Annotated in this window: 21 protein-coding genes; 11 read left to right on the top strand and 10 right to left on the bottom strand. The window is 70.3% G+C overall.

What is annotated here, in order from left to right:
* The first annotated feature begins 70 nt into the window (after positions 1-70).
* Entirely contained in the window at positions 71-544 is a 474-nt protein-coding gene (locus EF387_RS01670) for a VOC family protein (protein WP_128374634.1), read from the top strand.
* Between the two features lie 311 nt (positions 545-855).
* Here EF387_RS01670 and EF387_RS01665 read toward each other — a convergent pair whose 3' ends face one another.
* A complete protein-coding gene (locus EF387_RS01665) occupies positions 856-1,515 on the bottom strand; it encodes an HAD family hydrolase (RefSeq protein ID WP_128374633.1) in 660 nt (219 codons plus the stop codon).
* A 265-nt stretch (positions 1,516-1,780) separates the two neighbouring features.
* On the bottom strand, positions 1,781-2,806 hold the full coding sequence (locus tag EF387_RS01660) for a PHP domain-containing protein (RefSeq protein WP_128374632.1): 1,026 nt from the start codon (positions 2,804-2,806) through the stop codon (positions 1,781-1,783).
* A gap of 176 nt (positions 2,807-2,982) precedes the next feature.
* On the opposite strand from EF387_RS01660, the gene EF387_RS01655 reads away from it, so the two are divergent.
* On the top strand, positions 2,983-3,219 hold the full coding sequence (locus EF387_RS01655; RefSeq protein ID WP_128374631.1) for a hypothetical protein: 237 nt from the start codon (positions 2,983-2,985) through the stop codon (positions 3,217-3,219).
* 176 nt (positions 3,220-3,395) lie between these two features.
* On the opposite strand, the gene EF387_RS01650 is transcribed toward EF387_RS01655, so the two are convergent.
* Complete coding sequence (locus EF387_RS01650) at positions 3,396-3,908, bottom strand: VanZ family protein (protein ID WP_128374630.1); 513 nt, start codon at positions 3,906-3,908, stop codon at positions 3,396-3,398.
* 261 nt (positions 3,909-4,169) lie between these two features.
* On the opposite strand from EF387_RS01650, the gene EF387_RS47340 reads away from it, so the two are divergent.
* From EF387_RS47340 to EF387_RS01640, 3 genes are all read left to right on the top strand, one after another.
* Positions 4,170-4,337: a hypothetical protein gene (locus EF387_RS47340; protein ID WP_202918110.1), complete on the top strand. Its 168-nt coding sequence runs from the start codon at positions 4,170-4,172 to the stop codon at positions 4,335-4,337.
* Positions 4,334-4,816 carry an MrpF/PhaF family protein gene (locus tag EF387_RS01645; protein ID WP_128374629.1) on the top strand — a complete coding sequence of 161 codons (483 nt, stop codon included), beginning with the start codon at positions 4,334-4,336 and terminating at the stop codon, positions 4,814-4,816. The genes EF387_RS47340 and EF387_RS01645 overlap by 4 nt, the downstream gene beginning before the upstream one ends.
* Before the next feature lie 212 nt (positions 4,817-5,028).
* The gene (locus EF387_RS01640) at positions 5,029-5,385 is read left to right on the top strand and encodes a hypothetical protein (RefSeq protein WP_128374628.1); all 357 of its coding nucleotides are present in this window, start codon (positions 5,029-5,031) and stop codon (positions 5,383-5,385) included.
* Between the two features lie 79 nt (positions 5,386-5,464).
* Here the strand turns inward: EF387_RS01640 and EF387_RS01635 are convergent, their stop codons facing one another.
* From EF387_RS01635 to EF387_RS01625, 3 genes are all read right to left on the bottom strand, one after another.
* The gene (locus EF387_RS01635; protein WP_128374627.1) at positions 5,465-6,118 is read right to left on the bottom strand and encodes a DUF4230 domain-containing protein; all 654 of its coding nucleotides are present in this window, start codon (positions 6,116-6,118) and stop codon (positions 5,465-5,467) included.
* A gap of 410 nt (positions 6,119-6,528) precedes the next feature.
* The gene (locus EF387_RS01630; protein WP_238431276.1) at positions 6,529-6,909 is read right to left on the bottom strand and encodes an anti-sigma factor antagonist; all 381 of its coding nucleotides are present in this window, start codon (positions 6,907-6,909) and stop codon (positions 6,529-6,531) included.
* A 185-nt stretch (positions 6,910-7,094) separates the two neighbouring features.
* Entirely contained in the window at positions 7,095-7,556 is a 462-nt protein-coding gene (locus EF387_RS01625; RefSeq protein ID WP_128374625.1) for a MarR family winged helix-turn-helix transcriptional regulator, read from the bottom strand.
* Between the two features lie 142 nt (positions 7,557-7,698).
* Here EF387_RS01625 and EF387_RS01620 point away from each other — a divergent pair, with 142 nt between their 5' ends.
* From EF387_RS01620 to EF387_RS01610, 3 genes are all read left to right on the top strand, one after another.
* A complete protein-coding gene (locus tag EF387_RS01620) occupies positions 7,699-9,153 on the top strand; it encodes an aldehyde dehydrogenase family protein (protein ID WP_128374624.1) in 1,455 nt (484 codons plus the stop codon).
* Between the two features lie 47 nt (positions 9,154-9,200).
* Complete coding sequence (locus EF387_RS01615; RefSeq protein ID WP_128374623.1) at positions 9,201-10,307, top strand: NAD(P)-dependent alcohol dehydrogenase; 1,107 nt, start codon at positions 9,201-9,203, stop codon at positions 10,305-10,307.
* A gap of 455 nt (positions 10,308-10,762) precedes the next feature.
* Positions 10,763-11,080, top strand: a complete 318-nt coding sequence (locus tag EF387_RS01610) for a hypothetical protein (protein ID WP_128374622.1) — start codon at positions 10,763-10,765, stop codon at positions 11,078-11,080.
* A 137-nt stretch (positions 11,081-11,217) separates the two neighbouring features.
* Here EF387_RS01610 and EF387_RS01605 read toward each other — a convergent pair whose 3' ends face one another.
* Complete coding sequence (locus EF387_RS01605; protein WP_128374621.1) at positions 11,218-11,652, bottom strand: nuclear transport factor 2 family protein; 435 nt, start codon at positions 11,650-11,652, stop codon at positions 11,218-11,220.
* A gap of 220 nt (positions 11,653-11,872) precedes the next feature.
* Here EF387_RS01605 and EF387_RS01600 point away from each other — a divergent pair, with 220 nt between their 5' ends.
* Positions 11,873-12,757 carry a helix-turn-helix domain-containing protein gene (locus tag EF387_RS01600; protein ID WP_128374620.1) on the top strand — a complete coding sequence of 295 codons (885 nt, stop codon included), beginning with the start codon at positions 11,873-11,875 and terminating at the stop codon, positions 12,755-12,757.
* 157 nt (positions 12,758-12,914) lie between these two features.
* Here EF387_RS01600 and EF387_RS01595 read toward each other — a convergent pair whose 3' ends face one another.
* Positions 12,915-13,919 (bottom strand): LacI family DNA-binding transcriptional regulator, encoded by a 1,005-nt coding sequence (locus EF387_RS01595; protein WP_162467068.1) that lies wholly within the window; start codon positions 13,917-13,919, stop codon positions 12,915-12,917.
* Positions 13,920-14,203: 284 nt separating this feature from the next.
* On the opposite strand from EF387_RS01595, the gene EF387_RS01590 reads away from it, so the two are divergent.
* On the top strand, positions 14,204-16,279 hold the full coding sequence (locus EF387_RS01590; RefSeq protein WP_128374618.1) for an RICIN domain-containing protein: 2,076 nt from the start codon (positions 14,204-14,206) through the stop codon (positions 16,277-16,279).
* Positions 16,280-16,432: 153 nt separating this feature from the next.
* Here EF387_RS01590 and EF387_RS01585 read toward each other — a convergent pair whose 3' ends face one another.
* Positions 16,433-16,990, bottom strand: coding sequence for a TetR/AcrR family transcriptional regulator (locus EF387_RS01585; protein ID WP_128374617.1), 558 nt, complete (start codon positions 16,988-16,990; stop codon positions 16,433-16,435).
* The gene (locus EF387_RS01580) at positions 16,987-17,349 is read right to left on the bottom strand and encodes a DUF1304 domain-containing protein (protein WP_128374616.1); all 363 of its coding nucleotides are present in this window, start codon (positions 17,347-17,349) and stop codon (positions 16,987-16,989) included. Before EF387_RS01580 ends, EF387_RS01585 begins: the two co-directional genes overlap by 4 nt.
* 321 nt (positions 17,350-17,670) lie before the next feature.
* Between EF387_RS01580 and EF387_RS01575 the strand changes: the two genes are divergently transcribed.
* A complete protein-coding gene (locus EF387_RS01575) occupies positions 17,671-19,149 on the top strand; it encodes a DUF1996 domain-containing protein (RefSeq protein ID WP_128374615.1) in 1,479 nt (492 codons plus the stop codon).
* The last annotated feature ends 38 nt before the right edge of the window (positions 19,150-19,187 follow it).

The raw sequence follows: 19,187 nt of genomic DNA, 5'->3' as shown, positions 1-19,187 counted from the left end.
TTTCGCCGGGCGGCACAGTCCACCCCATGTCGGATCACGTTCCACCCGACCGAGCGCGGAGGTAGCAGCCATGCAGAAGATCACCACCTTCCTCTGGTACGACGGCAAGGCGGAGGAGGCCGCCGAGTTCTACACGTCACTGTTCGACGACTCCCGGATCGTCGACGTCCAGCGATACGGCGAGGCGGGCCCCGGGGAGAAGGGGTCGGTCATGACCGTCGAGTTCGAACTCGCAGGCCAGCGCTACGTCGCCCTCAACGGCGGCCCCGAGTTCCCCTTCACCGAGGCGATCTCCCTCCAGGTCGACTGTGCCGACCAGGAGGAGGTCGACCGGCTGTGGACCGCGCTGACGGCTGACGGCGGAGAGGAAGGGCCGTGCGGCTGGCTGAAGGACCGCTACGGACTGTCCTGGCAGATCGTCCCGAGGACCCTGACCGAGCTCATGAGGGACCCCGACGAAGCGAAGGCGGGGCGGGTCATGCAGGCCATGCTGGCGATGAAGAAGATCGACGTGGCGGAACTGCGGAAAGCGTACGAGGGCTGAACGGATCGGGTGGACCTCGCGGCCGGTCGTGCGGCGCAACGTACTGCGGGTGTCGGCGGAGAGCTCCGCTTCGGCGACGCCGGGCTGCTCGTAGTTGTCCCAGTAGTTCCAGTAGTTCCAGTAGACCCCGTCGGATCCCGCCGCCGCGGAGGGGGCGGGACGACCCGCCACAGCGGCCCTCCTCTCGCGCCGCAGCGGCCCTCCTCGCGCCGCAGCGGGCCCTCCTCGCGCCGTAGCGTTCGTTCCCTTCTCGCGGCGGGCGCGGGCACGGACGCCCCGTCCGGCGCGGTGTGCGCCCCCGGCAGGGCCTGTCACGGGGCCAGCGGGCTGTCCTGAAGCGCGGACAGCAGATGGGACGGGTCGCGGTACACCGCCCGGGCGCCCGCCCGCTCCAGGTCCGGCCGGGGAATGCCCCCGCACAGCAGCGCCACGCACGTGGCCCCGGCCCGGGCACCCGCCTGCATGTCCCACACCGTGTCGCCCACGAAGACCGCCCGGGCCGCGGGAACACCGGCCAGGCGCAGGGCGTGCTCGATCGGTTCCGGTGACGGTTTGCCGGCGTCCACGTCGTCGGCGCTGGCCGTGGCGGTGATCGCGTCGTCCGCGCCGATGGCCCGGCGCAGGGCGGACAGCTCCGCCCCGCTCGCGGAGGTGGCGAGCACGACCGCCCAGCCGTCGTGGTGCAGTCGGCGCAGCAGCCCGTCGGCGCCGCTCAGCGCGGGCAGCCGCTCGAAGTACGTCCCGTACAACGCCTTGTGCGCCGCGTCGATGACGGGGTCCGCCTCCGGGTCCCGGTCGTCGCCCAGCAGATGCGCGATGAGATCGGCGGAGCTCAGCCCCACCGCCCGGTGGATCGCGTGCATCTCGACGGTGTGCCCGGCCTGCCGGAACGCCTCCCACCAGGCCGTCACATGAAGGTGGTTGGTGTCCACGAGCGTGCCGTCGACGTCGAACACCGCCGCCCGTTCCATGCCGTCTCCTTCCCGCGCCCGGCTGTCGCCTTCCCGGGCGCCCCCGTCTCCTTCCCACGCCCCGCCGGTTCGGCATCCGCCCGTCCGGCCGGTTCGGCATCCGCCCGTCCGGCCGGTTCCGCGCCCGCCCGTCCGGCCGGTTCGGCGCCCGCCCGTCCGGCCGGTTCCGCGCCCGCCCGTCCCGCCGGGTCGCGGTGCCCCGCCGGGCGCCCGGCCCCGGGTACCTCGTCAGGCCCCCGGCTACTCCGTCGCCCCGGGTACCTCGTCAGGCCCCGGCTACTCCGTCGCCCCGGGTCCAGGCCAGCAGCTCATCCGCGGACCAGGTGGTGACCACCCGCTCGGCCGGCACCCCGCACTCCTCCGCCCTGGCGCACCCGTGGATCTGCCAGTCGAGCTGCCCGGGGGCGTGCGCGTCGGTGTCCACGGAGAACAGCACCCCGGCCGCCACGGCCTGCCGCAGCAACCGGCGCGGGGGATCGAGCCGTTCGGGCCGGCAGTTGATCTCCACCGCCGTCCCCGACTCGGCGCACGCCGAGAACACCGCGTCCGCGTCGAAGATCGACTCGGGCCGCCCCCGCTCGCTGAGCAGCCGCCCCGTGCAGTGCCCCAGCACGTCCGCATGCGGATTGCGGACGGCCGCCACCATGCGTCGCGTCATCGCCGGGGCGTCCATCCGCAGTTTGGAGTGTACGGACACAACCACGACGTCCAGCTCGGCGAGCAGCTCCGGCTCCTGGTCCAGCGAGCCGTCGTCCAGGATGTCGCACTCGATCCCCGTCAGCAGCCGGAACGGCGCCCACTCCCGGTTCAGCTCCGCCACCACGTCGAGCTGCTCCCGCAGTCGCGCGGTCGACAGGCCCCGGGCCACCGTCAACCTCGGCGAGTGGTCCGTGAGCACCGCCCACTCGTGCCCGAGCCGGGCCGCCGTACGGCCCATCTCCTCGATGGGGCTGCCGCCGTCCGACCAGTCCGAGTGCAGATGGCAGTCCCCGCGCAGCAATGCCCGCAGCCGCTCCCCGGCGCGCGCGGTGCCGTCCGGTGACTCCTCCTCCAGCCGCTCGAGATACTTCGGGACCCGTCCGGCCAGCGCCTCCCGCACCACCTGCGCCGTCTTCGGACCGAGTCCCTTCAGCGACTCCAGCGACCCGGTGGTGGCCCGCTCCGCCAGCTCACGCTCGGGCATTTCCCGCACCACGGCCGCAGCGGTACGGAAGGCCCGTACGCGGTACGTGGGAGCCTGGGTCCGCTCCAGCAGGAACGCGATCCGGTCCAGGGCCTCGACAGGATCCATCGGCACCTCCTGTGTTCCAGCGTCACCCGCCGACCGCCGACGCGCACGGCGGACCGGCCGGTTTCGCCGTGCGCCCACCGGGTACCCCGGCCTCCGCCCCCACCGGCTACGGGTACCGGAACGCGATCCGCCGCTGCCACGGCGCCCTGTCCTCAAATGCGTCTTACGCTCGAGACATGACCGAAAGCCTGCACATCGGCAATCCCCGCATCATGGTGCTCGGTGTCCAGCCCGGCACCCCGCCCTTCAGAGTCGTGGAGATCGACGGCGAAGTGGTCGGCGAGGCACTGGCCATCACAGACGTGCTGGTCGCCGCGGCGGCGGCCGGTATCACCGTGCACGACCTGGACGACCCGGACGTCGTCTGCTGGGTCGGCGGCGACAAGTTCACCTGGATGCCCAGCCTGCGCTGAATCCGGCGCGCACCCTGCCATGGCGTGGGCTCACCCCGCCCCGGCCGGCCCCCGCGAGCCACCGCCGAGCGGTGCGGCGGACCTCGTCGGCCGACTACTTTCGGAACGAGGCCGTCCCTCGTCCTCGACGGAGTCCGCGCCGTCCTCGACGGACGCCGTCCGAAGGCGCGCCGTCCTCACTTCCGGCGGCGCGGATGCACCGCACGACCGAGCCGGCGGCCCACGAACAGATAACCGACCAGCGCCCCGGCCGTGTTGAGGATGACGTCGTCGATGTCGAAGGCGCGCCCGGTGATGACCGCCCCCTGGACCAGCTCCACCAGCAGCATGACCAGCGCCGTGATGAGCAGTACCCGCACGATGCCGCGGGCCTTGGGGACCACCACCGGCAGCAGCAGGCCGAAGGGCACCCCGAGCAGCACATTGCCGCCGAGCTGCTTCAGTGTGTCCCGGATCGCGGGCTGGTCGAGATAGGCCCGCAATGAGTTCCCCGGACGCAGATTGGTGTGGGTGAGCGACTCCGAGGCGGGCGACGGCTGAAGGGTCAGCCGGGCCAGCACGGCGGCGAACGCCACCATCGCGGCGAACGCGATGAGCATCACCAGCAGTCGTACGGGCAGCGGGAGCGGTGACCGTTCCTGGGTGGTGGTCGATTGGGTGGCGCGAGCGCGTGACGCTGTGCGGGCCATCCAGCCTCCCCGAGTCAACTGGCCTTCACAACAAAGCGGTTACCCGCAACAGGGCCCCGCAATACCGCCGCCGACGGGAGTCGTGACACATGTGTCCTCTGAGGCTTTGAGACCGGCCTCGGGGGTCACACCGGCGGCCCGAGCCGTGTCCCTCCTGCGGCGCCGCTCACCGACTCCCGCACATGATCCTGCTTGGATGCCACGGCGAACCGGACGTGTCTGACCAAAGCGGCGGCGGGTAACCGGCCATGGAGGTGACGTATGACTTCCCGGACTGCGCTCGAGATCCTGCTGTGGTGGGCCGCCCTCGCCGTGCTCTGGTCGGTGCTCGTCAGCACGGTCTACACACTGGAGTGGATCGTCGGCGCCTCGGCCGCCCTGCTCGGCGCGCTCGCCGCCGTCGCCGCGCGCCGGGCGGTGCGGCGGTGAACGGCTGGACGACCGCGGCGGCCGTCGTGTTCGCGGGCGGTCTCGGCGCCTGTGTGTGGGGCGTCGCCACCGGGACCCTGCGGCGGCGGGTGGTGGCGCAGAACCTGGCCACCTCCGCGGCCTGCCCCGGTCTGTTGCTGCTCGCACAGGGCTACGGCCGCCCGGCGTACGTCGACCTCGCCCTGGTCCTCGCCCTGCTCGGCCCCGTAGGCACGCTGGTCTTCGCGCGGCTGCTCGCCGATGACCTGGCCACCGACCCACCGGGCGGCCGAACCTCGGCCCGGGCCGCGGCGGGCCTCGGCGCGGCAGTGGTGCTCGTCCTGTGCGTGGCCGGCGCCGTGCTGCGCGTCGGCGCCCGGGTCTTCCTCGGTCTCGGGCCGCCACCGCCGGAGGGCTCCTCGTACGAGACCACCGGCGCCGGCGAGCGTCCCGAAACCCGGCGGCGGCTTGGGGGTCCTTGCACTATGAGCGTCCGATGAGGTCGCGTGGTGTGGTGCCGTGCATCGCAAGGCGCCGGAACGCCCTCGATGGGGCCCTCGCTCGAGCGAAGCCGGGAGTGGGGGAGGAGCTACCAGGGCGTTTCGGCAACGCGGCGGTGGGGGTGCCCCCTGCTCGAGCGCAGCGAGAGCTTGGGGGAGCGGTGCCAGGCCGCGCGGCCCGGGCGGGCATAGTGAAAGGACCCCTTACGCGGGTGCCGGACACGATGACCGTGGTGCCCGCCCTGCTGCCGGCCGGCTCCTTCGCGGTGGGGGTGGTGCCGGGCTTCGCCGCCGGCGTCGCACGCGCGGTGAGCGTGGCCGGGTCGGCCGGGGTCCGGACCTCGCCCCACTGGACCCCGGCCGGAGTGCTGCTCGGGCTCACCTCCACAGTGCTGGCGGCGGGACTCGCCGCGATCGCCGTACGCCGGCCGTTGACGCTGGCCCAGCGTCCCTGGATGGAATCGCTGCGCCGCCTGCAGTCCGGCCACATCGGCGACTACGTGGCCTGGCTGGTGGCGGGCGCGGCGCCGCGGGGCGCACTGGCGCTACCAGGAGTGTTCTCGGGCTGAGGGATTGAGGGGCTGAAGGGGTTGAGGGGCTGAAGGGGTTGAGGGGCCGTCGGGCTGAGGGGCTGAGGGGCGCCGACCTCTACGCACCCCCGTATGTGACCTCCACCTCCTTGAAACCGAGGGAGCGGAGCAGGCCCTGCAACATCCTGGTCGTGTTGTCCTCGGCGCGCACGGTGAGTTCGCTGTCCTTCGCCGCCTCGCCGATGTGCTTCGCGGCCAGTCGCTGTACGGCGCGTTCGTCGTTGGGGTTGTCGGAGAAGATGTCGCCGAGCCGGTCGAGCAGACCGCGCTGCTTCGAGACGGCGTAGGAGCGGTCGGGGTCGAGTGCGGGGCGGCCCAGGGCCGCGTGCGGGAGCCTCAGCGTGGCGGACGTCCGGTCGTCGTTGACCGTCACGTCGTCCTTGCCGATCTTGCCGAGATCGACGTAGGCGTCCACGGTGCCGGCGCCCACGTAGAGCGTGCGGGTGCCGCGGAGCGCGTCGGGCAGGTACTTGGCGTCCTTCTCCAGGTCCACCACGACCTGGAAGTTGCCCGAGGCGGCGTCGTAACGGCTCATGTCCTGAATGGACTTGAGGAGGGCGGGGCCCGAACGGTCGTGGGTCTCCTCGCCGAACACGTCGCGCAACCCGGGCAGTACGCTCAGCCGCAGCCCGGCGAAGAGCACCACCAGCAGCAGCGCGAGCGCAGCCACCAGTTTCGCCCACCCTGGCATGTGCTTGATGGACATCGTCATGTCGACTTGTCCTCCTTCCCACTGTGCCGGGTGCCCGCCAAATCACCCGCGAGAACGCGTCGTTGGCGAATGGGTACTGGTGACGGCGGTTTTCGTGGAGATCGGGCACGGATGGCCGTCGCGCCGAGGGGATCCAAGGTCAGCCCCATGGTGGAGGTGCTCCTCCGGCGTCCGGCGCACCGTTTACGATCCGCCGCACTGGACTCGGGCGTGCGGGCGACGGGCGTGACGCCGCGCTGGGCCGGACACTGGTCGTCCCCGTCCACGGACTGTTCCCGGCGGGCGGCGCATCCGCGACGGGAAGTCGGTCAGCGTCCTCGCGGACGTGTGGAAGGGCGATCCATGAGGTCAGTCATGACATCACGGGCCGTCGCCAGAGGGCATTGCGACGGCCGGGCCCGGAAGAGGGATCACCAGGACCTGGAGGCGGCCGCCGGCCGGCTCAGGGCCTCGTCCAGGGTCGGGGCGGGCGGCAGCAGCCGGTGCAGTCCGGTGACCCGCAGGATCCGCAGGGTGAGCGGGTGGTCACAGACGAGCAGCAGCCGGCCGTCGTGCGCCTGGACGCGCAGCCGCGCCCGGTGGAGCAGACGCAGGCCGGAGCAGTCGAAGAACTCGACGTGCCGCAGGTCGATCACGACGTGCGGCGCCGGGCCCTCGGTCACCGCGTCCAGGTGCGGGGCGATCTCCGTCGCCGCGGCGATGTCGATCTCGCCGTGGAACTCCAGCACCGTATGACCGCGGTCCTCGTGGATGTGCAGAAACCCGGTGGGTGGTGCTGACTCGTGTCGCACGCCGACATCACCTCCAACCCGCTGCTGCCCCGTCGCGGGGCAGGGGCGGTCACCCGGCCGCACCTCGCCCCAGCAAGCTACCCCGATGGAGTGAATTTCAGCATGTTCGATTGACATATGTCTGAGAATTGCGCGGCGCGTTACCGAACTGCCGCGAAAAACAAGGGACTTATGGGGCGACGGGGCTACGACAGCGCGTGCCAGGCCTTCGAGAGCGACTCGCGGAACTGCCGGGCCTGATGAGCCGTCAAGTCACGGACCATCTGTTCCTCGAGCTCCCGCACCGGTTCGGCGAAGCGGGCGAGCACCTCCCGTCCGGCGTCGGTGAGCAGGATCAGCAACTCGCGACGGTTGTGCGGGTTGCGCTCCCGGCGCACCAGCCCCCGGTTCTCCAGGGTGCGCACCAGGTCGGCCATCGACTGGGCCGTGACGAACGAGTCCCGGGCGAGCTGTGCGGCGGAGAGCCCGTCGTGCCGCTCCAGCACCGTCAGGGAGGTGTACTGGAGTGCCGTGACGCCCTCCGGCCTCATCAGCTCCTCCAGGTGCGAGCGGACCACCAGTTCCACCTGCTTGATCATGTAGAGCAGGGACGGGGGTGTCCTGGTGCCCGTCGTCCCTCCCGCCTCCCCAGCCGTGGTGGCAGTCATACCGCTCGCTCCCCTTCGGTCGTCCTCCGGCGCGCCGCCCGAGAAAACTCCCGGCGCCGGATTCAGACTAGGTCATTGACAGGAAACCTGTCTGTAAAGAGACTGCGCATCATCAGGAATCCTGTTGGTTGAGGAGCGGACGATGACGACCTTCGAGACCCGGCCCGGGCAGCTGTTCATCGGCGGTCAGTGGCGCGAGGCGGCGGGCGGAAACCGTACGGATGTGTTGAACCCGGCCACCGGCCAGGTGGTCACGACGGTCGCCGAGGCCGATGCCTCCGATGTGGACGCCGCGGTGCGCGCCGCCCGGGAGACCTTCGACAAGGGCGAGTGGTCCGGGCTGAGCGGCCGCGAGCGCGGCCGGATCCTGCACCGGGTCGCCGAGCTGATCCGCGAGAACGCCGATGAGATCGCACAGCTGGAGAGCCTCGACGTGGGCAAGCCGATCACGCTGTGCCACGCCGTCGACGTGACCAACGCGGCCAACGACTACGAGTACTACGCCTCCCTCGCCTGGACCCTGGACGGCGCCACCCGCGACACCCCCCTCAACGCACTCGCCTACACCAAGCGGGGCCCACTCGGCGTGGTCGCCGCGATCACGCCCTTCAACTTCCCGCTGATCCTGGCCGGCTCGAAGATCGCCCCGGCGCTCGCAGCAGGCAACACCGTCGTGCACAAGCCCGCCGAGGAGACCCCGCTCAGCGCCCTGTACATGGCCAACCTGCTGAAGGAGGCCGGCGTCCCGGACGGCGTCTACAACGTCGTCACCGGCACGGGACCGGTGGCCGGGGAAGCACTGCTGCGGCACCGCGGCGTCGACAAGATCGCCTTCACCGGCTCGACCGCGATCGGCCGGCACGCCGCGAGTGTCGCGGGTGAGGGGCTCAAGCCCGTCACCATGGAACTCGGCGGCAACGCGGCTCACATCGTCTTCGAGGACGCGGACGTGGAGAAGGCCGTCGGCGCGATCATCAAGGGCTTCGTCTTCAACACCGGGCAGTTCTGCATGGGCGGCCCGCGGCTGCTGGTCGCGCGCCCGCTGTACGAAACCGTGGTCGGCATCCTCTCCCAGGCCGTCCCCGGAGTGCCGCTCGGCGACCCCCGGCAGCCCGAGACGGTCATCGGGCCGATGGCGGGGGAGAAGCACCTGAAGAAGGTCGAGGAGTTCGTCGACCTGGCCCGCAAGGAGGGCGGTCGCATCGTCTGCGGCGGCGAGCGACTCGACCTCGACGGCGGCTACTACTACAAGCCCACCGTCATCGCCGACCTGTCCAACGACTCCCGTGTCGTCCAGGAGGAGATCTTCGGCCCGGTCCTGACCGTCCAGCCCTTCGACTCCGAGGACGAGGCCGTGGAGCTCGCCAACTCCACGCCCTACGGCCTGGCCTCCGGCATCCAGACCACCAACCTCGCCCGCGCCCACCGCGTCGCCGAACGCCTCCAGGCGGGCATCGTCTGGATCAACGACTGGGCGATGCTCGACCCCAACGTCCCCTTCGGCGGTGTCAAGGACTCCGGCTTCGGCCGCGAGTACGGGCCCGAGGCGCTCGCCTCCTACACCAAGACCAAGTCCGTCGTCGTCTCGCTCGACTGAAACCCGCAACTGACCCAACTTCAGCACCCTGCGAAGGAGTACGGAGTATGTCCACCACTCGTGCGGCCGTGGTCGAGTCCGGGGGAGCGCCGTTCACGCTGTCCACCGTCGAGCTCGACGAACCCCGCCCCAATGAGGCCCTCGTCAGGATCGTCGCCGCCGGGCTGTGTCACACCGACCTCGGCGTCGCCGCGGGCGGTCTGCCGTTCCCGCTGCCCGGAGTCCTCGGGCACGAGGGCGCGGGCGTCGTCGAGGCCGTGGGGTCCGAGGTCACCGGGATCGAGCCCGGCGACCACGTGGTCCTGTCCTTCACGTCCTGCGGCGGCTGCAAGAACTGCCGCGACGGCCACCCGGCCTACTGCGCCACCTGGCTCCCGCTGAACCTGCTCGGCGGGCGCCGGCCCGACGGCACCAGCACCATCAGCCGCGACGGCGAGCCGCTCGGCGGTCACTTCTTCGGCCAGTCCTCCTTCGCCGAGCGCGCGCTGGTGGACTCCCGCAGCCTGGTCAAGGTCGACCGGGACGTACCGCTCGAGTCCGTCGCCCCCCTCGGCTGCGGTGTGCAGACCGGAGTGGGTGCCGTATGGAACGTCCTGGAGCCCCGGGCCGGTGACTCCGTCGTCGTCCTCGGCGCCGGAGCGGTCGGTCTGTCGGCGGTGATGGCGGCGGCGCTGACCTCCGCGACCACCATCATCGCCGTCGACAAGGTGGCCGAACGGCTGGAACTGGCCAAGGAGTTGGGCGCCACCCACACCATCAACGCGGGTGACGCGGACATCCTCGAGGCCATCCAGCTGATCACGGACGGCGCCGGGGCTGACGGGATCGTGGAGACCACCGGCAGCGTCGCCGTGCTGCGCAAGGGCGTGGACGCGCTCGCCGCACGCGGCACGCTGGTCGTCGTCGGCGCGCCGCCGTTCGGCACGGAGGTCGCCCTGGACGTCAACGGACTGCTCACCGGCAAGCGGGTCGAGGGCATCTGCCTGGGCGACAGCGAGACCCAGACCACCATCCCGGCCCTGGTCAAGCTGGTCCGCGAGGGCCGGCTGCCGCTGGAGAAGCTGATCAGCAAGTACGCCTTCGAGGACATCGGCCAGGCCGTGCAGGACATGGCCGGGGGCAAGGCGATCAAGCCGGTGCTCACATTCGGCTGAGTACGGGGCTGAGCCGCCCTGGAGGTGCGGACGGGCCGACCGGAACGAGGGTTCCGGCCGGCCCGCTTCTGCGTACCGGCAACTCGGCCGGACCCTGAAAGACCGGCGTCACCTTGCCGTTGCCCCCGGCCGTCGGGGACAGCCATCAGCCACGTCTCGATGGCGGTCAGGCGGTCGGGCGGTCATGCGGTCGGGCCGTCGTTGCCGGGACGGGCGGCGACCAGGTACGCCTTGACCCGGCGGACCTCCTCATCGATGAATAACTCCTCACGCTCGCAAAGTGGTTGACAGGTGATCCAGGACGACGCTTTGATCTGGCACTCGTAACGACACAACAGCAACAGGGGGAACGCTCGATGAAACGCAGCACAGCAGCAAAGGCCGGTATGGCTCTCGCGGCCGGCGCCATCCTCGTCGGGGGCATGGCTGGCTCGGCCTCCGCAAGCGGGCCAAACGTGACCATCTCCCGGGCTTGGGGCACGGCCACCTTCACGACCTACGGCGACGAGCTGAAGGTGAAGGACCTGGACGCGGACGGCTACTCCGTGCAGGCCAAGATCCAGCGCTGGGAGAAGGTCAACATCGACGCGTGGAGCTGGGTGGATCACCGGACCGGCTGCTACGACACGACCACCAGAGAACACACGACCGACGGCTACTCGATCTGCAACTACGACCTGATCGAGAACGACCCGGTCCGGGTCTGCATCGTCCGCTCGAAGGACGGCGTCCGCTACGGCGACTGGGTCTGCAGCGCCGAGACGCGGGCCTGATTCCTGCCGCCCCCGCCCCCGCCCTTGCCGCGGGCGGGGGCGGGAGCGTTGGGCGCGCGAGACGCGCTGGAAGCTTTTCGCCGGGCGTCGGGGCGCAGGCGGGGGTGACGGAAACAGGCCCTTGAAGCGCTTCGTCGTCAGCGAGTGCCCGCCTCGGCGCGCGCGTAGAACGCGGCGAGTTCGTGGGGGTTCTTGGTGTAGACGTCGATCTTGCGCACCGTGCCGTCCTCGACCAGGTGGATCTCGACCATGGTCAGCGGGAACTCCTCACCGGTGGTGTGGGCCGTGAGCGTTCCGGTGAGCGTTCCGACGACACCGGCCGGGCCCTCGAACACCTCGGCCTCGCTGATGGCGACGTGGGCGTAGCCCATCATGGCGCCCAGGATCGACTGCACGAAAACCTCGCGGCCCCGGTGCACACCCCCGTAGGGGAGCTGGTTCGGCTCGTCGACGATCACCTCGGGGGCGAGCCTGGCCAGGACACCCGGCACGTCGCCCTTGCTCAGCGCGTCATACAGCCCTCGCACGACATCCGAGGGGCTCTCCGTCACCGTCTCGATCCGGTTGCTCATTCTGTGTGCTCCTTCAGTCTGTTCAGGTACTCGAGCCCGATGGGGAACGTGGTACGGGAAAGGCCGGCCGACCCGGCGTGTACGTCTTCGCACCGGTCGGGCCCCGGGTTGATCGGGGCACACACCATGCAAGGCGAGGCGGCCGTGCCGGGGGAGCCTCTGCCGTGAGGGGTACTGGCAGGGCCACCCACCCGTCGCGCGTCCTGCCTAGGCTGTCCTCATGGACAACCGGGACGCCGTCAGCGCTTTCCTCCGCTCGCGACGCGACAGGATCACTCCCGAGCAGGCGGGTCTGCCGGCGTACGGTCAGCGGCGGGTGCCGGGGCTGCGCCGGGGTGAGGTCGCCACGCTCGCCGGGGTGAGCATCGAGTACTACACGCGCCTGGAGCGCGGCAACCTCAGAGGTGTCTCCGACAGCGTGCTGGACGCTCTTGCCCACGCCCTGCGACTCGATGACACCGAGCGCATGTACCTGTACGACCTCGCCCGCGCCGCAGGCCCGGCACCCGAGGCGCGGGGCCGGCAGCGGGCGGTTCGGCCGACGGTGCGGCCGAGCGTGGCGCGGATCGTCGAGGGGATGCCGGAGCTGCCGGCGTACGTGATGAACAACCGCCTCGACACACTGGCCGCCAACCGGCTGGGCAGGGCCCTGTACTCGGAGATGTATGCCGATGCGACCTGCGGGGCGAACGTCGTCCGGTTCGCGTTCTTCAACGCCGCAGCCAGGCGGTTCTACACCGACTGGGAACGCATGGCCCGCTTCGCCGTGGGCGCGCTGCGCATCGAGGCGGGGAAGAACCCCTACGACCGTGAGTTGTCGAACCTGATCGGTGAACTGTCCACCCGCAGCGACGCCTTCCGCGTGATGTGGGGATCCCACGACGTGCATGTCTTCCGCGAGAGCACCAAACGCCTCAACCATCCGCTCGTCGGCGACCTGGAACTCGACCAGGAGACCATGAGCCTGCCCGACGAAAGCGGCCTGAGCGTCGTCGTCTACAGCGCGCCCCCCGCAACCGCCGCCGAGGAAGCCCTGAAGCTGCTCGCCAGCTGGTCCGCCACGACCGGACAGGAGCAGGACGCGCAATCCACGAGTGTGCGGTGACCGGTGTGATCACGGCAGCGGAGCCGTCCCGGACCTGACGCCGCCTTACCGAGCAACGAGCCCTGACGCTCTGCCCGATGCGGACAGTGCGCCGTCGCCAGGTCCGCTCGGGTGTCGGCGCCGCTCGACACCGCCACAGCGGTGACCTCACTCAGGTTCAGGCCTGCCGGGCCTCGGGGTCCGGTGGAGGTGCGGTGCTGTCACGCACCACCAGTCGCGTCGGCACCAGCGTGGTGCCGTGTTCCGTCGTCTCCTGGCGCATCTGCCGCAGCACTCCCTCCACGCAACGCCGGCCCACCTCGGCGAAGTCCTGGTGGACGGTGGTCAGCGGAGGCAGGAAAGAGCCTGCCTCGGGGATGTCGTCGAAGCCGATGACGCTGACGTCCTCGGGTACCCGCCTCCCGCGCTCGTGCAGGGCCCGCAGAAGGCCGAGCGCCATCTGGTCGTTGGCGGCGAACACCGCCGTGCAGTCCTCCTGCTCGGCGAGCCGGAGTCCGGCCCGGTAGCCGGACTCGGCCGACCAGTCGCCCCGTACGACCGGGGGCGGGACACAGCCCGCCGCGGTGAGGGTGGTACGCCAGGCGTCGGCGCGGCGCTGCGCGGCGAAGGACCCCTCCGGCCCGGCCAGGTGCCACACGGTGCGGTGGCCGAGGTCCAGCAGGTGCCGTACGGCGTCGCGGGCGCCGCCCGCCTGGTCGGTGTCGACGACGCTGTAGCGGTCACCGGCGTCCGAGTCGGCCACGACGACCTGGATGCCGGGCGGCAGGGTCACGGTCGCCGCGTCCAGCAGATGCACCTCCATGATGACGATGACGGCGTCGACGGCGAGCTCTCCCAGGCGGGAGAACGCGCCGCGCATCTCGTCCTGGGTGGGGACGGCGACGGGCAGCAGGGTGACGGCGTAGCCCTCCTCGGCCGCGGAGGTGGCGATCGCCTCGAGGGTGCGCACATTGCCCGTGGTGGAAAGGGTGAACGTGATGACGCCGATGGTGCGGAACTCGCCCCGCTTGAGCGCCCGGGCGGCACTGTTGGGCCGGTAGCCCAGCTCCGTCATCGCCGTCAGCACCCGCCGCCGGGTCTCCTCCGTCACCCCGGGAAAGCCGTTGGAGACCCGGGAGACGGTCTGCGAGGAAACCCCGGCGACCCGGGCGACGTCCGCCATGGACGCGCTTCGCATACGACGGGCGGCACGCCTCCCGGTACGCACCGGGGGCTGGGGCACGGCCGCCGGAGTGCTGTCCGCTGCGTCCACCTGGTCTCCTCGGTCTCCACGCCGCCGTGTGCACCCTCTGGCACCTCGGACGACTCTTGACCGTCCGCCGTCAGAAGTGTAGACATGCCGCCACTGCATGTTTACGCAAACATTACCTGCCCGGAGCCGCTTCGCGGAGGGTCATGTTTGCGTAAACATCCCGAAGCGACCACGAAGCAGTTGGGAGCACATCGATGGCACGCCGCACCCGCACGAGACGGCTCTTCGGAGCCATCGGCGTCACCGCCCTGGCCACCGGGACGGTGCTGGCCATGACCCCGCCGACCACGGCCCAGCCCAGGGTGGCCGGGGAGGCGGCCGCGGCCGCGGCCGTCACCGTCCGGCCCGACCCCTCCTACCAGCAGGAGAAGTTCCAGGGCTGGGGCACCAGCCTGGTGTGGTTCGCCAACGCCACCGGCGACTACCCGAAGGAGATACGGGAGAAGCTGGCCAAGCTGCTCTTCGGCGACGACGGTCTCGCACTGAACATCGCCCGCTACAACATCGGCGGCGGCAACGCACCGGACGTGAAGGACTACCTGCGCGCGGGCGGTGCGGTCGAGGGCTGGTGGAAGGCCCCTGCGGGCACCACGCGCGAGGACACCGACTGGTGGAGCGCCGACGACGCGGCCGACTGGAACCCGAAGGCGGACGCGACCCAGCGCTGGTGGGTGGACCGCATCAAGAAGGACATCGACCACTGGGAGGCGTTCAGCAACTCCCCGCCGTGGTTCATGACGGTCAGCGGCTATGTCTCCGGCGGCTTCGACTCCAATGCCGACCAGCTGAAGACCGAGTCCATCGACGACTTCGCCGCCTACCTGGTGGGCGCCACAGAGCGGCTGGAGAAGGCCCACAAGATCAAGGTCGACACCCTCGACCCGTTCAACGAGCCCAACACCAACTACTGGGGCACCCGCCTCGGAGCCGACGGTGAGCCGGTCGGCGGCCGTCAGGAAGGGGCGCACATGGGCCCCGTGCTCCAGACGAAGGTGGTCACCGCGCTCGCGGCCGAGCTGGACAAGTCCCGCACCAAGGCGAAGATCTCGGCCATGGACGAGACCAACCCCGGCACCTTCGCCACCAACTGGCGGGCCTACTCGCCCGAGGTGCGCGCCGAAGTCGACCAGATGAACGTCCACACCTACGGCACCGGTCAGCGCACCACCGTGCGCGACCTCGCCAAGGCGGCGGACAAGCCGCTGTGGATGAGCGAGGTCGAGGGCGACTGGGGAGACGGCCAGAGCTTCACGGACATGCGGCCCGGTCTCGGCCTCGCCCAGCGCATCGTCGACGACCTGCGCGAACTGGAGCCCCGCGCCTGGGTGTTCTGGCAGCCCGTCGAGGACTACGACAACATGAAGCCGGGCGGTGAGTCCGCCAAGGGCGGCAACTGGGGAAGCATCCAGCTCCCGTTCAGCTGCACCTCCCAGGACACCCTCGAGACCTGCCCGATCCGCACGAACACCAAGTTCGACACGGCCCGGAACTTCACCCACTACATCAAGCCCGGCGACCGCCTGGTGAAGGTGGACGACACCTCCAGCGCCGCAGCCGTCTCCAAGAGCGGGGACCGCGCCACCGTCGTCCACGTCAACAGCACCACCGCCGAACGCACGGTCACGGTCGACCTGTCCAAGTTCGGCAAGATCGCCCGGAGCGCGACCGTCACCCCCGTGGTGACCAGCGCCGGAGGCAAGCTGGAGCGCCACGACCCCGTCAGGGTCACCGGCAACCAGGCCACGTTCACCGTGCCGGCCCAGTCCGTGACCTCCTTCCTCGTCAAGGGTGTGTCCGGCGTCGCGAAGGACGCCCGCCTGCTGCGCAAGGGCCACACCTACCAGCTGACCGGCGTGCAGAGCGGCAAGACGCTGACAGTCGCCGACAACGGTACGAGCCTGGTCATCAGGACCGCGAGCGCCGGCACGCCCGCGGCGGGTCAGCAGTGGCAGGTGAAGCAGATCAAGGGCCACACCGGCAGTCTGCAGCGGTACGTGTTCGCCAACCCGGTGGAAGGCAAGCGTCTCGCCGTCCGGAACGGCGCCGCGGTCCTCGAGCCCGACAAGGGCAGCCGGGACGAGGCCGCCCAGTGGATCCTGTCGACGACCGGTGACGGCACCTGGACCCTCGTCAACGCCGCCACCGGACGGCTCCTGGAAGTCGGCGGTCAGGCGAGCAACGACGGAGCCGCAGTCGGCGTGTGGGAGCCCAACTCCGGCGCCAACCAGCGCTGGACGGTGACCGATGTGACCGACAGGTCCGGCTCGTAGGCCGGACGACCCAGCCGTAGCGGGCGTCGCCCGCCCGACGCCCCTGGCGCCGCCGCCGGTTCTTCGCGGCGGCACCAGGGGCGCTTTGCCGTCCTCCGGCGGTGATACTCTCCGCGACCTCCAGGCGCCGAGACCTCTGCTTGTTGGGGGCGCTTAGCGGCTCCTGTGCAGGGCGACGAGCAACTGCCAGGCCTGCTGGGCGACTTGTTCGGGGGTGCCGTCGATCAGGCCGTGCAGCCAGTCGGCGAGCACGCCCGCGAAGGCGGCCGCCACCGCGGAGGCGATCAGTTCCGGGTCGGGTGCGCCGACGAGGCTGCGTTCGGCGAGACTGCGGGCACGCAGGTCCCGGTTGAGCACATGGCCGAGCGGGCCGGAGCCGCCCGGGCGCAGCAGGGTGCGGTACAGGTCCGCGTGCGGGGGCAGCCCGGCGAAGAACGCCAGCAGGGCGGGCGGCGGTTGCACCGGGTCGGGCCGGCCGCGCCACGCGTGCAGCGCGTCGACCGCTTCCCGGACGACATCGGCACAGGCGTCGACCGCCAGGTCCTCGAGGTCGGCGTAGTGCACATAGAACGTGGCGCGTCCGACTCCCGCCCGGCGCACCAGCGTCGCGACGCTGACCGCCTCCAGCGGTTGCTCGGAACACTCCTCGAGGAGCGCGCGGCGCAGCTTGGCGCGGGTGCGTTCGGCGCGGGGGTCGGCTTGGGCGGTCACTGCGCGACGAGCAGGGCGGCCAGGGCGAGGGCGCCCGGGAAGGCCTGGGCGAAGAGGATGCGCGTGTTCGCGGTGGCGGCGCCGTAGAGACCGGCGACGATCACGCACACCAGGAAGAACACCTGCACCCGGAAGCCGGTCGGATCCCCGGCGACCAGTCCCCACACGAGCCCCGCCGCGAGGAACCCGTTGTAGAGGCCCTGGTTGGCGGCCAGGGCCGCGGTGGCCTTGGCCATCTCCGGGTCGAACCCGTGCAGTGCCCGCCCCGGCTTCCGCTCCCACAGGAACATCTCCAGAACGAGGATGTACACGTGCAGGGCAGCCACCAGACCGACCAGAACGTTCGCGACCGCTTCCATTGAACCGACTCCGTTTCTTGGACAGGTGTCCAGTATATGTGGACGGTCGTCCAGGAAGTGTCGGCAGTGGGGGAGCAGTGGCGGAGATCACCGGGCGGGTCGCGTGTCGGCTCACCGAGGCCCGGGTGCATTCCGCGATTTCGCCGTGCTTGGGCGATTCCTGTGTGTCCAGCGAGAGTTGACGGTCAATGTGCCATTTGCGGCTGGAGGAAACTATGAACCTGAGAATTCGCTGAACATTCCGCGGCCTCATCCGTATCGAAAGGCGGGCGTAGCCCCAAGCCGGAAGTCCTGCCGACCGGAGAAGTTCAGAGAGGCCTGATGAGACGCAACACGCGAAAGAGATCGAACACTGCCCGTCGGGCGGTAGGTGCGGCGGCCGCACTGGCCATCGGAGCCGGTGGGCTGGTGGCGGTCAACATCTACGCCTCGGCCGACGAAACCTCCAAGGGCGCAGCCCAGAATCAGGCGCAGGCGGCCGGTACCTCCACCATCGACTGCCCTGACGTCGGCCAGCAGCTGAAGTCGGTTCCCGCCCAGGCCAAGGCCCAGGTCGACAAGGAACTGGCGCTGCTCGACAAGCAGATTTCCGAGGCGTACCAGCGCCTCTCCACTTCCCAGCGGGCGATCCAGCAGGACCCCAACTTCGCCCAGAACGCGATCGTCGGCCCGCTGAAGGACAAGCGGAAGGCGACGATCGACCGGATCGTCATCGCCATCGGACGCGTCGGCGCCAAGCCGCAGGGCCTCGACGCCCTGGCCGCGTGCACGCTCCGCGCCACCGGCAACAACACCAACGCCGGCCAGGGCGGCAACAACCAGGGCGGCAACAACCAGGGTGGCAACCAGGGCGGCGGCAACGCCGGTGGGGGCCAGGCCATCAGCGGACCCGTGGCCGCCGACTACGTGGACATCACGAAGGTCAAGCCCAATGTGGCCGCGCCGCCGCGCAGGGCGGGCAACGCGTCCAAGGGTGTCTTCACCACCAAGTGCGGCGTGAACAAGAACAAGCTGTACAACAGCGACAACGTCATCGTCGCGCCCGGTGTCACCAACGGCGCACACCACGTGCACGACTACGTCGGCAACCAGGACAACGACGCCTTCTCCAGCGACCAGGACTTCGCCAAGGCCAACACCAGTTGCCAGAACAAGGGCGACAAGTCGTCCTACTACTGGCCGGTGATACGCCTGCAGGACGGCACCAAGGAGTTCGACGCCGACAAGCTGGGCGGCGGCGCCGAGGGCAACGTCGGACGCATCCTGACGGCCAAGTCCTCCACGCTGACCTTCGTCGGCAGCCCGCGCGGCAAGGTGGTGGCGATGCCGAAGTTCCTGCGCATCATCACCGGTGACGCCAAGGCCTTCACCAACGGCCCGGCCAACGCCAACGCCTCCTGGAGCTGCACCGGCTTCGAGAACAAGGTGCAGCTGAAGGACAAGTACCCCCTCTGCCCGTCGGGCAGCGACGTGGTGCGCACCTTCAAGTACCAGAGCTGCTGGGACGGCAAGAACATCGACAGCGCCAACCACCGTACCCACGTGGCCTTCGCCAACGCGGCCGGCAACTGCCCGAGCGGCTTCAAGGCCATTCCGCAGCTGGTGCACCGCCTGGTGTACGACGTGGACGCGCCCAGCGTGAAGGACAACGGCAAGACCCGTCCGTTCTTCGCGGTGGACGGCTTCCCCGAGCAGGCGCACAAGCCGATCACCGACCACGACGACTTCATCAACGTCTTCGACGGGAAGGTGACGCAGAAGATGGTCCAGTGCATCAACACCGGACGTAAGTGCGCCTGACACAAGTCCCGCCGCACTGAAACCGGGTGAGGCTGGGT

The sequence above is a fragment of the Streptomyces cavernae genome, assembly GCF_004023625.1.
Classification (GTDB): Bacteria; Actinomycetota; Actinomycetes; order Streptomycetales; family Streptomycetaceae; genus Streptomyces; species Streptomyces cavernae.
Note: the sequence above shows the minus strand (reverse complement) of the source record. Positions and strands in the feature narration are given on the sequence as shown.